This window comes from Virgibacillus salarius, assembly GCF_039521925.1.
GTDB classification, from domain to species: domain Bacteria; phylum Bacillota; class Bacilli; order Bacillales; family Amphibacillaceae; genus Virgibacillus; species Virgibacillus salarius.
In genome coordinates this window covers 23,159-38,058 of record NZ_BAAACY010000022.1, presented here as the reverse complement: position 1 = coordinate 38,058, position 14,900 = coordinate 23,159, and the positions used below count along the sequence as shown (strand labels likewise).

Here is a 14,900-nt window from a genome sequence, read left to right as displayed (position 1 = left end):
GTGGAATAGACTAACGCTTCCATATATCTAGTGAAAAAGGCGTGTAAGGGGAGAACTCTTTGCGTCTTTTTTTGGTGTTTTTAAAAGATTGTTCTTTATGATGTAAAAATTGAATAGCAATCTAATAAAAATACTTCTTTCTATGTGTAGTAAGTGTCTCTTCGGCAAACGGAGGAAGAGAAGATGATTATTAGCAGTTTACAGCAAGTGACGCAAATATTAGGTGCAAATATTATATTTAAGGATATTACAGTTGAAATTAAAGAAGGAGAACGAATTGGGTTAATTGGAAGGAATGGAGAAGGAAAGACAACCTTACTAGATTTATTGGCAAAGAAGTCGGAGCCAGCAGAAGGTACGATTACATGGAAAAAGAATTTATCCGTTGGTTTATTACAGCAAGCCCCATCTTTAGAAGCTGAAGCTGAGGTTGAATCACTGTTATTTCAAGTTTTTACAAAGCTTAATCGACTAAAATCACAAATGCTTGAATTGGAAGCTAGTATGTCTTCGGAAACGGAAGCTGATCAATTAATGCTTCTTATTGAAAAGTACGGAAAGCTTCAAGAGCAATTCCAGGATCAAGGTGGTTACGAAATGGATGCTCAAGTAAGGCGTGTAATGAATGGCTTACAAATGGAGCATTTAGCCAATAAGAAGTGGAAGAACCTAAGTGGTGGAGAAAGAACAAAGGTTGGTTTAGCGCAGCTATTATTAACAGCGCCAGATCTTCTGCTGTTGGATGAGCCGACGAATCATTTGGATTTCCTTGCGATTGAATGGCTAACAAATTTTATAAATCAATACCATGGAACAGTTGTCATTGTTTCTCATGACCGTTATTTTCTAGATGAAACAGTAACTACTATATTAGAGATGGACCAAGGAGAACTGTTGAAATATCATACGAATTATACGGATTATGTAAAAGAAAGAGAAACGCGTTTACTGCAAGAATTCCAGCAATACCAGGATCAACAGAAAAAAATAAAGAAGATGAAGGAAACGATTAAACGTTTAAAAGAGTGGGCAAATCAAGCAAATCCACCAAATGATGGCTTGCATCGTCGAGCCAAAAGTATGGAAAAAGCTTTAGAGAAAATGACTGTCTTGAAACGTCCGATTTTGGAGAAAAAGCGTATTAATTTGGATTTTCAAATGGAAAAACGTAGTGGGAAGGATGTTATTCTGCTGGATAATGTGTATAAGCGTTTTCCGAGTAAACCATTATTTTCGGCAGCCAATATGCATATTCGCTTTCAAGATCGTGTTGCTATTATAGGTGAAAACGGAACTGGGAAATCAACTCTGTTAAGAATGTTATTAGGGAAAGATGAACCAGATCAGGGTGCGATCCAACTAGGAAGCAATTTATCTATTGGTTTCTTATCACAGCATATGTTAGAAATGGATGGATCTCGATCTGTTCTGGAAGAATTTCGTGATCAAGTACCTGTTACAGAGGGAGAAGCGAGGGGGATTTTAGCAAGGTTTCTTTTCTTTGGTCCGAGTGTTTTCCGTAAGGTTAAGCAATTAAGTGGTGGAGAAAAAATGCGTCTACGTTTGGCGGAACTTGTGTACCAGAATCATAATTTGCTTATTTTAGATGAGCCAACGAATCATCTTGATATTGAATCCAAAGAGGTTCTAGAAGAAGCATTAGAACAATTTGATGGAACAATTATTGCAGTATCACATGATCGATACTTTTTAGATAGACTCTTTCCTGTAACCTATTTAATTGATCAGGAACGCTTATCGAGATATGAAGGAAATTACACGTTCGCTCGGAGAAAATGGAGAGATTAAGGATGGTCATTACGAATGCATATTGATTAAATCCAATAAGCAGCTGTGATAATATAAGAATAATATTCCAAAATGAAAGGGAGTTAAAAGATGCAGTATATAACACTTAACAACGGTTTGAAAATGCCACAATTAGGATTTGGTGTTTGGCAAGTACCGGATGAAGAAGCGACCCCTGCAGTGGAAAAGGCACTAGAAATTGGTTACCGCTCTATTGATACTGCAAAAGTTTATGAAAACGAAAATGGTGTTGGTAAGGCACTAGCAAACAGTAATGTTGCACGTGAAGACCTTTTTATCACTACTAAAGTTTGGAATTCGGATCAAGGCTATGAGAATACGCTACAGGCATTTGACAAAAGCTTAGAACGATTAGGCTTAGATTATGTTGATCTTTACCTTATTCACTGGCCGACGCCTGAGTATGATGACTATGTGGAAACATATAAAGCTTTGGAAAAGCTATATAAGGATGGTCGTGTGAAAGCGATTGGTGTTTGTAACTTTAATGTGGAGCACTTGCAACGATTAATAGATGAATGTGATGTTGTTCCTGCGGTTAATCAAGTAGAGTGTCACCCATACTTGCAGCAAAAAGAAGTAAAGGAATTCTGTGAAAAACACAATATATATCTTGAAGCTTGGAGTCCATTAATGCAAGGTGGCGAAGTATTAAAAAATGATGTAATTACTAGTATTGCTGGTAGTTATAGTAAAACACCTGCTCAGGTAATTCTTCGCTGGCATCTGCAATATAATAATATTGTAATACCTAAATCAGTTACACCATCTAGAATGGAAGAGAATTTTAACGTGTTTGATTTTGAACTAACGACTGATGATATGAAAAGGATCGAAGGATTGGATCGAAATGAGCGTAAAGGCCCGGAGCCGAGCGAAATGAATATTAGATAGGCAGAGAAGCCAGACGTGTTTTTTACGTCTGGCTTTTTGCTGAATTGTACAGAAGAACTTTACTAAGTAAGTAATATAGGGTATAACTATTGTAGGTTAACACCGATAGGTCCATTTTGAAAGGAGTGATGTTTTATGAGTGCAACTGTAAAACGAAATTTATGTACGTACACATCAAACAAAATGGAGGAACGGTCGGTATAATGAGGGTGCTTTCTCCATTATAGGAGGAATTTTCATAGTGAACGATTTGGTAAAGTTAGGATGGGAGGAATCATCTTCACCATCTGTCAATTTGAATACAATTGCACGTGTTATTACGGTGCAACGGAATAGCTATCGCATATCTGATGGTCGATATGAGTATATAGCGCATGTTAGTGGGAAATTCTTTAATGAGGTTAATTCATCAATGGATTTTCCTGCTGTTGGTGATTGGGTGGTTGTGGAGAAACTAATTGATGAGAAAAAAGCAGTAATAAAGGAACTATTACCACGTAAAACTCAATTTGTTCGCCAAGCGGCTGGTGATAAGACAGAAGCGCAGTTAGTTGCTGCAAATTTGGATACTATTTTTATCGTAGGTTCGTTAAATGATGATCTTAATGTACGAAGGATGGAAAGATATATTATCTCAGCCTATGAGAGTGGAGCTTCACCAGTTATAGTGCTTACGAAAAAAGATATGTGTAAAGCTGATGAAATAGCTACGATCATGTCTGAGCTTGAAGAGGTTGCAATTGGGATTCCGATTGTTACATTGAGCAGTATAACGGGAGAAGGTATAACGGAATTTATGTCTTATTTGCCTCCACGTAAAACTGCAGCGCTTTTAGGTTCATCTGGCGTAGGAAAATCAACATTGGTAAATGTGCTACTGGAAGAACAGGTTCAACTTACAAATGCTATACGGGAGAATGATAGTAAAGGTCGTCATACAACAACACATCGTGAAATGTTTTTATTGAAAAATGGTGGATTACTTATTGATACACCTGGTATGCGTGAGCTGCAGCTTTGGGAAGGTGAACATGCTATTGATACGGCATTTGAGGATATTGAAGCCTTCGTTACCGCATGTTATTTTACCGACTGCAAGCATGATACGGAGCCTGGCTGTAGAGTGAAGGATGCCCTTAATTCAGGTGAATTGTCTGAAGCACGTTTCCAGAGCTATCTAAAATTACAGCGTGAGTTAGCTTATGAAAAGAGAAAGCAGGATCAAAAAGCACAACTCGAAGAAAAAAATAAGTGGAAGCAGCTTACCAAAAATATGAAGACAAGATATAAAAATCGTAGATATAAATAAAAGAAAGACAGCCTCCATTCCTCATTGGAAATCGGAGGCTGCTTTATTGTCTATAAAAAATGAAGTGGAAGTCGAGTAATCATCAAGAACAGTACTGTATGCGAGTCAAGGCATATAGTTGATTGCCACTCTTTCCGGAAGATTATAGTATATCCCAGATGTAACAGACAGAAAGAGCCTTACTAAAGCAATGTTTTCCTCAAGAATTCTGTGGAAAAAACACAAAGGAATACTACTTTATTATTTTCCTTCAAACACTCTAGCAACAGTTTCTTCATATAATCTAAAGTAATTGGGGATTTCTTCAGAACGTAAACCATAGTACATTACTTCAACTAATGACTGATTGTACCATTTTTGCTTTTCGAAAGGAGCGTTAAAATGGTCCCAAACAATTGCACCTTGACCTCTCAAGTCCTGTTCTAAGCTTAGTAAATTATCTAGTTTATCAGCAATAATTAAATATTTTATCTCCTTTTCCGCAGATTTCAAGTTGTCAATTGTATGCTGTTTTCTTTCCTGCCAACTTAGAGATTTATTTTCTGTATTGGCTGCAACCAAGTGAGCTATTGAATCACCAAATTGTTCCTTAATATCCTTAATAGTATAAGAAGTGTCTTCCGCCACATCGTGTAAATATCCAGCACTAATTAATTCATCACGAAAACCAGCTGCTGCTAACCTTGCTGCTACACGGATGGGATGAGTGATATAAGGATCATTGGAACTCTTTCTTCGTTGTCCATCATGTGCCTTTGTTGCGAACGCTTTAGCTTTTTGTCTCATTTATCCAAAACCTCCTGTTTACATAAACTCTTTAGATGATGTTGGATCACAGAGGTCATCATTTCTTTAGACAGGCTATCTGGTTGTAGCAAATGATGAATAGCAAGTCCATCAATGAGTGCATATAACCGTTCAGTTTCAATCTCAGCAGCAAACTGATCAGGTACGAATTGCAGGGAGATAAGATGATCAATAACAGCAATAATAACACGTCGTAAGTCATGATATACCTTTTGATTCAACTGCATTAAATCTGGGTCAACAAGACTTCTTGCTGAAAAACTTAACCATACCTCCATCTCTATTTTTCTGTCTTTATCTAAAGGTATAAATTCAAAAAGAACTTCCTCCATGACTTGTAGTGGTGGACCATCGTACTGTTGACTGGCCATTCTTTCTCGAGCTCTATCGGAGACTAGTTGCATGGAATAAAGCAACAACTCCGATTGGGTTGTGAAATAGTGCCTTAAAGCGCCTACTGATAAATCAGCAGCATGAGCGATATTACGAACGGTTGCTTGCTCTATTCCTTCTTCTACAATTATTTTCCATGTTGCTTCTGCTATTATAATTTTTCTTTTTTCATGATCTACTTTTTTTGGCATGTCATTATTATAACACAGTTGTATTATTTAAATAAGTAACGTATAATTTAATTAATACGATTGTACTAAAAAGAGGTGGATTCTTTGATTGGTTGGTTAATTATTGCTTGTGAGATCGGTTTTTGGATATTTGTTTTAGCTGGTTTAATCGCAAGATATGTATTTAAAAAGAGACGGCTTGGGGCTATATTACTTATCCTTACTCCAGTTGTTGACTTTATCTTGTTAATGGCAACAGTAATTGATTTGAAAAACGGGGCAATTGCCACAACAGTTCACGGTATTGCTGCTATTTATATTGGTGTAAGCATAGGCTATGGTCATAGTATGATCAAATGGGCGGATCAACAATTTGCCTATCGGTTTGCTGATGGTGAGAAGCCGTCTAAAAAGAAAAAGTATGGAAAGGAATTCGCTAAAAGCGAACGAGTTGGTTGGTATCGTCATTTGTTAGCTTGGTGCATAGGGAGTGTATTTTTAGGAGGTATCATTTTATATATAAATAATCCGGAACAGACAAATGCGTTATTTGAAACCTTTCGTCTCTGGTCACTAATATTGCTGATTGATTTTGTTATTAGCTTTAGTTATACATTATTTCCAAAGAAGTCTAGTTCTCACGTTTAGCACGATATTATATTTTTTTAGGTTCCTGTTGTTCCACTATATTTACACGATACAAGGATGGTCACATTAGGTAAAATAAATCAGCTATAGGTGTCCTGTTCTAGCGTTTGACAAAGGATTGTTTCATTTGAACTTTAGATATATAAAAAGGGGAGCCCTTTAGCCATTTTCCATAGCTTTTGGAACTCCCTATAATTTATTATTAATGCTTAACTACTTCTTGTCCGCGAACATTCCAAGTTAACGTAAATAATAGAATGGCTAATATGCAAGAACCAGTTAATAAAAGGAAACCTGCATTCCAGCCTGCATGTTGTACAATAAATCCCATAAGTGCATTTGCCATTACAGCACCACCAAGATAGCCAAACAAACCTGTTAGGCCAGCAGCGGTTCCGGCAGCTTTCTTTGGTACAAAGTCTAATGCTTGTAAGCCGATAAGCATAACCGGTCCATATATAAGGAAACCTATTGCTATAAGTGCTAAGTTGTCAATTAAAGGGTTTCCTGCTGGATTAAGCCAATAAACAACAACAGAGAGTAGAACTCCTACCATGAAGATGACACCTGCAGGACCACGACGCCCTTTAAATACCTTATCGGAAATATATCCACATAATAATGTCCCAGGTATTCCAGCCCACTCGTATAAGAAATAGGCTAAACTAGATTCTTCCATATTAAAGGATTTTTCTTCACTTAAATACGTCGGTGCCCAGTCAAGTACACCATAGCGCACAAAGTATACAAACACATTTGCTAATGCAATTGTCCATACCCATTTATTATTTAAAACATATTTAAACAATATTTCTTTTGTAGTTAGTTCTGTTTCATATGTTTTTTTATCCTTGCTTTGATAATCATTACGGTACTCCTCGATCGGTGGTAAACCGACGGATTGTGGCGTATCTCTCATTAACAAGAACGCAATGATAGCAACCACGATTGCAACAAGAGCTGGTAGAATAAATATTCCTTCGTAGCCGACAAACACAGCACCAAAATAAGTAGTGCAAATGGATACACCTGCTATCGCTAGTGGTGCCATTAACCCGCCACCAACGTTGTGTGCTACATTCCAAATCGAGGTTTTCGTGCCTCTTTCACTAACGCTAAACCAGTGTACTAATATTCTTCCGGAAGGTGGCCACCCCATACCTTGTGCCCATCCATTTAAAAATAGCATTATAAACATGATAGTCACTGTTGAAGTAAAGAATGGCACGAAGCCAATTAGTAAGTTGATAATAGCTGATAATATGAGTCCAATGGTGAGGAAATATCTAGCATTACTGCGATCTGATACAGTCCCCATCACAAACTTACTTACACCATAAGCAATGGAAATTGCTGCTAAAGCAATCCCTAATTCCCCTTTGGTAAAGCCTTCCTCTGTTAAATAAGGTATCGCAAGCGAAAAGTTTTTACGAATTAAATAATATCCTGCATAGCCAATAAATATTCCTAAAAATACTTGCAACCGAAGCTTTTTATAGGAAGAGTCGATTTTTTCTTCTGGCATCCTTTCTTTATGAGGTGCAGGCTTTAAAAATTTGAACATTTGTTCTCCCTTCTTTCCCTATATTTAAGTTAAATGAGTCAAGTTTATAATGGTAGCCTAATCCGAGTGATCTTGAATGTGAATAGTGAATACAGTAAATTTCATCTACAGGCACACGCTTACCGTGAGTCATCTCATCGATTCATGCCAATTAAGTCTCATCTGAGCACTCTTCCTGTAGAGTCACCACCATATGTTACAATCGATGAAATCAGCATCTTTCAATCACGAGTTATTTTAAATTTACCCGAATAAAATCGCTAATATTCCTCCCCTGGTTGAAGCTTCCCTTTTTATAGATTGTTCGGATAAGCACTTATGAAATTGATTCCAATAGGCATGGGTGTAAATTACGAAAAAAAAAGACATGCTTAAACGCCTCTTCTATAAAAGAAAAGAGGAATAAAGCTGTCTCTCCATTATCTCCGACCCATATATTAACTTATTAATTTAATGTAAACTGTAATGCAATCGCTGTCAATATATTTTTGGAAGAAAGCATTTCTTCATGAGCCTCGTATTTGGAATTAACCACTCAGAATAAGCGATTAGCTGAGTCTGCAAAATTATTAAAGAAAGATCATTACAATACGAACAATTGGTCAAGGTATGTTATGATATGGATGGAGGTCTAAAATTGGAGGTCTATAAAATGGAAGAAGGAATTAACCGTAGAAAGACAGAGCATATTCGACTTTGTTTAACCGAAAATGTAGAAGGCATCAATAAATCAACAGGGTTAGAGGGAATTTCATTTATACATAATGCACTTCCAGAAATTAATTTTGATTCTATCGAGACAACTACTACGTTTTTACATAAATCACTGCAGGCCCCATTCTTAGTAAGTTCAATGACTGGAGGGTCTGAGCTAGCAGCACAAATTAATCAAAACTTAGCATTAGCAGCGGAAGAAAAAAGATGGGCGGTGGCACTTGGATCTACAAGGGCACTATTGGAAAGTGACTCGCATAAGGATTCTTTTTTAATACGTAAGCAAGCACCAACTGTTCCATTAATTGCTAATTTAGGTGCTGTTCAATTAAATTATGGGTATGGTGTCGAAGAAGCACAACGAATTGTAGATTTGACGGAGGCGGATTCTCTCGTTCTGCATTTAAATAGCTTACAGGAAGCAGTACAAGATGAAGGGGATCTGAATTTCAATGAACTATTGCCGAAAATCGAGAAGATATGTGAGCGTCTAGACGTTCCAGTTGGAGCGAAAGAAGTAGGATTTGGGATAGATGGTACGGTAGCTAAGCGACTATACGATGCAGGGATTTCGTACATTGATGTAGCTGGAGCTGGTGGCACATCATGGAGTCAAGTCGAAAAGCTAAGATCTCAAGATTCACTTAAGAAGGCTGCAGCAGAAGCATTTAATAACTGGGGAATACCTACAAAGGATTGTATTGTGTCCGTAAAAAGTAAGCTACCGAACATACCACTCGTAGCAAGTGGTGGTATGAAAACAGGCGTAGACGCAGCAAAAGCAATTACGATTGGAGCCGATGTGATTGGATTTGCTAGGCAATTATTGCAAACTGCAACAGAATCAGTGGAATCTGTAATGCAAACAATGGAACAAATCGAATTGGAATTGAAAATGGTGATGTTTGGAATTGGTGTTACTTCTTTAAACGAGTTAAAAAATACAAAACGTCTAACGATTATGGGGAAATCCTTGCTTGATGAAAGCAGCTAAGCCATTAGGTTTTAGCTGTTTTTATTTTAGTCTAGGAATTATAAAATTAGCCCATGTGGATAAAAATGGGCGAGTTGAGCCGCGTCCAGCCCCAGCGCCCACAAACTGGTCGATTTCACGAATCATCTTACGATAAGTCATTATCGGCTCGCAAGCATACCATGATTCTTTTATCTCCGTTGAATCGCTCCAGTCCTAATCGGGCGCTTGCGCTTTTGTTCAAAGATAAGAAAGTATAAAATCAGTGCAATGACTGCGTTAAGCCAAGTAGTTATTTTGAAATGTTTGATGTATATTGGCAATGCTCCGACGAATTACTTCGCTTTCCGCGGACACGGCCTCAACTAACTTTGCAAAGAAGAACACGTTGCAAAGTGGATTTTCGGCTCGCGCTATTCCCGCAGGAGTCTACGTAATTCGTCTCCGCTATGAGAATGTGCACCAATTCTTGTCATAAGTAATAGGTTGACTTTTTTACAATGGGTAAAGTAAAAATCGCTATCCGTGAGTATAAAAGTAGCTGTGTTACTTCATGCTAGCGTTGTAGAGCCTGATAATAGCGAAGGCCGGCCACTTCAACTCCTGTGGGAAATGTTTGACCTGAAGATCCACTTTTTTGAGCGGGTTTTGCTAAAAAAGTTAGCTGAAGGACAAACCCCACGGAAAGGGAAGTGGGCAGCCGGAGTGGTGGTCAAGCAGTAGCTATTATTCCATAATAGCTACTAGAGGAAGCGTAAATCTGAGCATTTAGTGATAAGGACTGAGCGAATTTTGCTCCGTTTTTCTTATTGCTTAGTCAAAAAACATGTAACTCCTGCATGAAGTTTCTAGATATGTTAAATACTATTCTTATTAATTAGCAAAGGAGTCGTGTTTAGATGGATCAAGATTTTCATCAAAAGGAACATCATAAATTCATTCCGATGACATCTATTACAAGTGGTGGTGGTATTCAAGTAAAAAGTGATGTTTATTACTATACAGATCAAATAGTTAATATTGGTTTTATCGGATATCCCGATAAGGGAGAATGGGTGCTTATAGATGCAGGATTACCCAATGCAGCTCCTGAGATAAAATCCGTTGTAGTTGATCGCTTTGGTAAGGGAAGTAAACCAAAAGCAATCCTTTTAACACATGGGCATTTTGATCATGTAGGAGGGCTAGCAGATTTAGCAGAAGAGTGGGAGGTACCTATTTATACACATGCAAACGAATTACCTTTTTTACGTGGCGAAAAAAGTTATCCGGAACCAGACACAACGGTTGATAGTGGAATATTAGCCAAGATATCTTCGTTATATCCAAATGAGCCAATTGACTTAGGAGATGTAGTTCAGCCCTTACCTGATAATCATCAAGTTCCCTATTTAGATGGTTGGAGATGGATTCACACGCCAGGACATTCGCCTGGGCATGTATCCTATTTTCGTGAAAGTGATTCCCTTTTATTTTCTGGTGATGCATTCATTACAGTTCGTCAGGAATCTTTCTCTCGTGTATTTATGCAAACAGCAGAGGTGAGTGGTCCACCTAAGTACTTTACGACGGATTGGAAAGCTGCACAAGCATCTGTTGAGAAACTAGCAGCGCTTGATCCACAAGTTGTTATACCTGGACATGGTGTCGCTATGGAAGGTGAAAAACTAACAAAAGGATTACAAAAGCTTGTTGATTATTTTGAAGACATCGCTGTTCCAAATCAGGGAAGATATGTAGATACAGATCACTCTTCACCTAAACATTAAGACATAGCTGCTACGAAACAAGCACAATTCTTCATTCCTTTAGAATAGCTATGCTACAATGTAAGGAGAAATGAGGTGTAGTTATGAAAATCGAAGTTTGGTCGGATTTTGTATGCCCTTTTTGTTATATTGGAAAAAGAAGACTAGAAAATGCAATGAAAACTTTTCCACATGAAAATCAAATAATACTTGAGTTTAAAAGCTATGAACTGGATCCAAATACCGAAGCAACTCCTAATAAATCAATTCATGAATATCTATCAGAAAAAAAAGGAATGTCGATAGAACAAGCGAAGCAAATGAATGAGAGTGTTGGAAAGCAAGCGGCTGAGGTTGGTTTAACCTATCATTTTGATACGATGCAACATACCAATACTTTTGACGCTCATCGTATTGCAAAATATGCGGAACAACAAGGAAAAGGTATAGAAATGGCAGAACGCTTGATGCATGCTTACTTTACAGAGTCAAAGTTAATTAGTGATTATGAAACATTAATTGCGCTTGCGATTGACGTGGGCTTGGATGAAAATGCGGTTACAACGTTGCTTAAAGTAGATGATTACGCGATTCATGTGCGCGCAGATGAGGAACAAGCCCGACAAATTGGTGTGCAGGGTGTACCCTTTTTTGTGTTTAATGAAAAGTACGCCCTTTCAGGAGCACAGCCACAGGAAGTATTTGCGGAAGTACTTGAACAAGTATGGGAAGAAGAGCAACAAGAAAGCAAATTAAAATCACTAAACCCTAAATCCTCAAAAACGACCTATTGCACAGACGAAGGCTGCGAGACAGAATAAGCCGTTCTCAAAGGATTATTGAGAAGTTCCTTCTTAATAATCCTTTTATCACATTCTCCATACTATAGCACGCGAAGATTTTTAAATAAAAAATGTACTTTCCCACATATATAAGAAAGCGCTTCATTCTTTTGGCTTATTTGTGAATAAAATATAAACGAAAGCCTTTTTTTATTGACGTGAAGGGGAAATCTGTTATACTTATAGAAGAATCTAATTGATAATGAATATCATTATTAATTAGAACAATTCAAAAGTAAGAATAATTATTAATATAGGAAAGTTGGAAGAGAAGGTCAGTCTATGAAAATACGTTACTTAGTACTAGCACTTATACTACTTTCCTTTGTATCTTTATTTATTGGTGTTTCTGATATATCTCCATTAGATATATTTGGATTATCAGAGGATCAGGCAAAAGTATTAATGGTATCAAGAGTTCCAAGACTTATTAGTATATTAATAGCTGGAATGAGCATGAGCATATGCGGACTAATTATGCAACAGTTAAGTAGAAACAAATTTGTTTCACCTACAACTGCTGGTACATTAGATGCAGCAAGGCTTGGTATCCTCGTTTCCATGGTTGTATTTACAGCTGCCAATCCATTTCAAAAAATGCTTGTATCATTCGCATTTGCGCTTTTAGGTACATTTGCATTTATGAAGATACTGGAAAAGATAAAATTTAAAGATGCCATATTCATTCCGCTTATTGGACTGATGTTTGGAAATATCATTAGCTCCATGTCCACTTTCATCGCATACAAGTATGATTTAATTCAAAATATATCGTCATGGATGCAGGGCGATTTTTCTATGATTATGAGTGGAAACTACGAGTTAATGTATGTTAGCATTCCGATCCTGCTATTGGCTTTTTTTTATGCCAATAAATTTACCATTGCTGGAATGGGTGAGGACTTCTCCAAAAACTTGGGTTTAAATTATCGACAAGTAGTTAATTTAGGTCTAATTATAGTAGCCTTAGTTACTGCATCCGTAGTCTTGGCGGTAGGTGTGATTCCATTCCTTGGTTTGATTATTCCGAATATCGTAACCATCTATCAAGGTGATCATTTAAAGAAGAGCTTGGTACATACAGCATTATTAGGGGCTTTATTCGTTCTTATATGTGATATTATTGGCAGAGTAATTATATATCCATATGAAATACCAATTAGCTTAACCGTTGGCGTGATAGGTAGTGGGTTATTTATCTATCTGCTGTTTAGGAGAAAAAAATATGGGATATAAAAAGAAAACACTCGTACTAGCCATAATTGCTGTTTTATTAACAATGCTCTATATCTTTTATGATCTAAGTGGAAATATTGGCTATATCCTACCAAGGCGAATTATGAAAGTAGTTGCTATATTACTTACAGGTGGTGCAATTGCTTTTGCAACAACCATCTTTATGACCATAACAAATAATCGCATCTTGACACCAAGTGTATTAGGACTGGATTCACTGTACTTACTTATCCAAACGTTAATTATTTTTACCATAGGTTCCAATTCATTAATAATGATGAATAGTAATGTTAACTACCTCGTGTCAATTGGAGGAATGGTTGTTTTCTCTTTATTACTCTACCAAGTACTTTTTAAAGGAGAAAGCAACAATATCTATTTTCTCTTGCTCGTTGGTATGATATTGGGAACGTTCTTTAGCAGTATCACTTCCTTTATGCAAGTTCTGATCGATCCAAATGAATTTATGGTAGCACAGGATCGTATGTTTGCAAGTATTAACAACGTAAATACCAATCTTGTTTATATCTCCATTGTGATATTTGTACTGCTTATTATTTATTTAATGCGGTATTATAAATATTTAGATGTATTGGGGTTAGGGAAGGATAATGCAATTAATTTAGGTGTGCCCTATAATCGTGTTGTTAAACATTTACTAATCATTGTTGCCATATTTATTTCCATGGCAACAGCACTAGTTGGACCCATGACGTTTCTTGGGTTGCTCGTCGTAAACTTAGCTTATGAGTTTTTAAAAACGTTCCGTCATTTTTACATTCTTATTGGTTCGATGCTAATTAGCATTATCGCATTACTAGGTGGTCAATTTATTGTGGAGAAAGTATTTACTTTCCAAACAACTATTAGTGTCATCATTAACTTTATTGGTGGTATTTACTTTATATATCTTTTGTTAAAGGAGAATAAATCATGGTAGACATAAAAAATGTATTTAAGTCGTATAACCAGAAGAAAGTGATTGAAGATGTTTCTTTAAACATTGAAAAAGGGACCATTACTTCTTTCATCGGACCGAATGGTGCTGGGAAAAGTACGTTGATCTCTATGGTTAGTCGTCTTATCGCAAAAGATAATGGAAATATATCCATTGATGGCAAAGACATTATGGAAACTAAAAACAATGAGCTGGCTAAGAAGATATCGATACTAAAACAATCTAATTCGATCAACTTAAAACTAACAGTTCGGGAGCTCGTATCATTTGGACGATTTCCTTACTCTCAAGGTAAGCTCAATAGCTATGATTGGGAAAAAGTGGATGAAGCCATTGATTATATGGAGCTTCGTGAGATGCAGGATAAGTTTTTAGATGAACTAAGTGGTGGTCAACGTCAACGTGCACATATTGCCATGGTAATTGCACAGGATACAGAGTACATTCTTTTGGATGAGCCATTAAATAATCTGGATATGCGCCATTCCGTTCAAATCATGAAGACACTAAGAAATTTAGTAGATGAGCTTGGGAAAACAATATTAATTGTTATTCATGATATTAATTTTGCGTCATGCTACTCAGATAATATTGTGGCTTTGAAGGATGGAAAGGTAGTAAAACAAGGTAAGGCTTGTGATGTCATTGATAAATGTGTCCTAAAAGATATTTATGATATGGACATTGATATTCAAGACATTGATGATAAACGTATATGTGTTTATTTTTAATCATCTACATGGCTTAATACCATTTGAAGTGATTCCAATATAAAAAATCCCCCCATCATGATGTTAGCGAAAACTAAGGTCAT

The 14,900-nt window shown here is 36.8% G+C and carries 14 protein-coding genes; 11 read left to right on the top strand and 3 right to left on the bottom strand.

Annotated features, from left to right (window positions below; genetic code table 11):
* The first annotated feature begins 183 nt into the window (after window positions 1-183).
* The 3 genes from abc-f (at window position 184) to rsgA (ending at window position 4,033) form a co-directional block, all read left to right on the top strand.
* Window positions 184-1,809, top strand: coding sequence for a ribosomal protection-like ABC-F family protein (abc-f, locus tag ABDZ84_RS04100; protein WP_205389531.1), 1,626 nt, complete (start codon window positions 184-186; stop codon window positions 1,807-1,809).
* 90 nt (window positions 1,810-1,899) lie between these two features.
* Complete coding sequence (locus ABDZ84_RS04095) at window positions 1,900-2,724, top strand: aldo/keto reductase (RefSeq protein WP_026680695.1); 825 nt, start codon at window positions 1,900-1,902, stop codon at window positions 2,722-2,724.
* Between the two features lie 241 nt (window positions 2,725-2,965).
* Window positions 2,966-4,033: a ribosome small subunit-dependent GTPase A gene (gene rsgA, locus ABDZ84_RS04090; RefSeq protein ID WP_121604483.1), complete on the top strand. Its 1,068-nt coding sequence runs from the start codon at window positions 2,966-2,968 to the stop codon at window positions 4,031-4,033.
* A 240-nt stretch (window positions 4,034-4,273) separates the two neighbouring features.
* Here the strand turns inward: rsgA and ABDZ84_RS04085 are convergent, their stop codons facing one another.
* Together ABDZ84_RS04085 and ABDZ84_RS04080 are read right to left on the bottom strand one after the other, a co-directional pair.
* Window positions 4,274-4,819: an HD domain-containing protein gene (locus ABDZ84_RS04085; protein WP_026680697.1), complete on the bottom strand. Its 546-nt coding sequence runs from the start codon at window positions 4,817-4,819 to the stop codon at window positions 4,274-4,276.
* Window positions 4,816-5,424, bottom strand: coding sequence for a TetR/AcrR family transcriptional regulator (locus ABDZ84_RS04080; protein WP_321134377.1), 609 nt, complete (start codon window positions 5,422-5,424; stop codon window positions 4,816-4,818). The genes ABDZ84_RS04085 and ABDZ84_RS04080 overlap by 4 nt, the downstream gene beginning before the upstream one ends.
* A gap of 84 nt (window positions 5,425-5,508) precedes the next feature.
* On the opposite strand from ABDZ84_RS04080, the gene ABDZ84_RS04075 reads away from it, so the two are divergent.
* Window positions 5,509-6,051: a hypothetical protein gene (locus ABDZ84_RS04075; protein WP_026680699.1), complete on the top strand. Its 543-nt coding sequence runs from the start codon at window positions 5,509-5,511 to the stop codon at window positions 6,049-6,051.
* Window positions 6,052-6,253: 202 nt separating this feature from the next.
* On the opposite strand, the gene glpT is transcribed toward ABDZ84_RS04075, so the two are convergent.
* Window positions 6,254-7,615 carry a glycerol-3-phosphate transporter gene (glpT, locus tag ABDZ84_RS04070; protein ID WP_026680700.1) on the bottom strand — a complete coding sequence of 454 codons (1,362 nt, stop codon included), beginning with the start codon at window positions 7,613-7,615 and terminating at the stop codon, window positions 6,254-6,256.
* A 652-nt stretch (window positions 7,616-8,267) separates the two neighbouring features.
* Between glpT and fni the strand changes: the two genes are divergently transcribed.
* The 7 genes from fni (at window position 8,268) to ABDZ84_RS04035 (ending at window position 14,817) form a co-directional block, all read left to right on the top strand.
* Window positions 8,268-9,323, top strand: a complete 1,056-nt coding sequence (fni, locus tag ABDZ84_RS04065; RefSeq protein ID WP_026680701.1) for a type 2 isopentenyl-diphosphate Delta-isomerase — start codon at window positions 8,268-8,270, stop codon at window positions 9,321-9,323.
* A 504-nt stretch (window positions 9,324-9,827) separates the two neighbouring features.
* Entirely contained in the window at window positions 9,828-10,025 is a 198-nt protein-coding gene (locus ABDZ84_RS04060) for a hypothetical protein (RefSeq protein WP_121604744.1), read from the top strand.
* 176 nt (window positions 10,026-10,201) lie between these two features.
* Window positions 10,202-11,071 carry an MBL fold metallo-hydrolase gene (locus tag ABDZ84_RS04055; RefSeq protein WP_343780235.1) on the top strand — a complete coding sequence of 290 codons (870 nt, stop codon included), beginning with the start codon at window positions 10,202-10,204 and terminating at the stop codon, window positions 11,069-11,071.
* A gap of 83 nt (window positions 11,072-11,154) precedes the next feature.
* On the top strand, window positions 11,155-11,871 hold the full coding sequence (locus tag ABDZ84_RS04050) for a DsbA family oxidoreductase (RefSeq protein WP_026683095.1): 717 nt from the start codon (window positions 11,155-11,157) through the stop codon (window positions 11,869-11,871).
* 303 nt (window positions 11,872-12,174) lie between these two features.
* Complete coding sequence (locus ABDZ84_RS04045; protein WP_026683096.1) at window positions 12,175-13,128, top strand: ABC transporter permease; 954 nt, start codon at window positions 12,175-12,177, stop codon at window positions 13,126-13,128.
* Window positions 13,118-14,068 (top strand): iron chelate uptake ABC transporter family permease subunit, encoded by a 951-nt coding sequence (locus tag ABDZ84_RS04040; RefSeq protein WP_121604488.1) that lies wholly within the window; start codon window positions 13,118-13,120, stop codon window positions 14,066-14,068. Before ABDZ84_RS04045 ends, ABDZ84_RS04040 begins: the two co-directional genes overlap by 11 nt.
* Complete coding sequence (locus ABDZ84_RS04035; RefSeq protein ID WP_026683098.1) at window positions 14,062-14,817, top strand: iron ABC transporter ATP-binding protein; 756 nt, start codon at window positions 14,062-14,064, stop codon at window positions 14,815-14,817. The genes ABDZ84_RS04040 and ABDZ84_RS04035 overlap by 7 nt, the downstream gene beginning before the upstream one ends.
* Window positions 14,818-14,900: the final 83 nt, after the last annotated feature.

Bases quoted from the DNA above. Each gene is read 5' to 3' on its own strand.
- abc-f (WP_205389531.1), top strand. From the start codon at position 184: ATGATTATTAGCAGTTTACAGCAAGTGACGCAAATATTAGGTGCAAAT.
- ABDZ84_RS04095 (WP_026680695.1), top strand. From the start codon at position 1,900: ATGCAGTATATAACACTTAACAACGGTTTGAAAATGCCACAATTAGGA.
- ABDZ84_RS04085 (WP_026680697.1), bottom strand. From the start codon at position 4,819: ATGAGACAAAAAGCTAAAGCGTTCGCAACAAAGGCACATGATGGACAA.
- ABDZ84_RS04080 (WP_321134377.1), bottom strand. From the start codon at position 5,424: ATGCCAAAAAAAGTAGATCATGAAAAAAGAAAAATTATAATAGCAGAA.
- glpT (WP_026680700.1), bottom strand. From the start codon at position 7,615: ATGTTCAAATTTTTAAAGCCTGCACCTCATAAAGAAAGGATGCCAGAA.
- fni (WP_026680701.1), top strand. From the start codon at position 8,268: ATGGAAGAAGGAATTAACCGTAGAAAGACAGAGCATATTCGACTTTGT.
- ABDZ84_RS04055 (WP_343780235.1), top strand. From the start codon at position 10,202: ATGGATCAAGATTTTCATCAAAAGGAACATCATAAATTCATTCCGATG.
- ABDZ84_RS04050 (WP_026683095.1), top strand. From the start codon at position 11,155: ATGAAAATCGAAGTTTGGTCGGATTTTGTATGCCCTTTTTGTTATATT.
- ABDZ84_RS04045 (WP_026683096.1), top strand. From the start codon at position 12,175: ATGAAAATACGTTACTTAGTACTAGCACTTATACTACTTTCCTTTGTA.
- ABDZ84_RS04040 (WP_121604488.1), top strand. From the start codon at position 13,118: ATGGGATATAAAAAGAAAACACTCGTACTAGCCATAATTGCTGTTTTA.
- ABDZ84_RS04035 (WP_026683098.1), top strand. From the start codon at position 14,062: ATGGTAGACATAAAAAATGTATTTAAGTCGTATAACCAGAAGAAAGTG.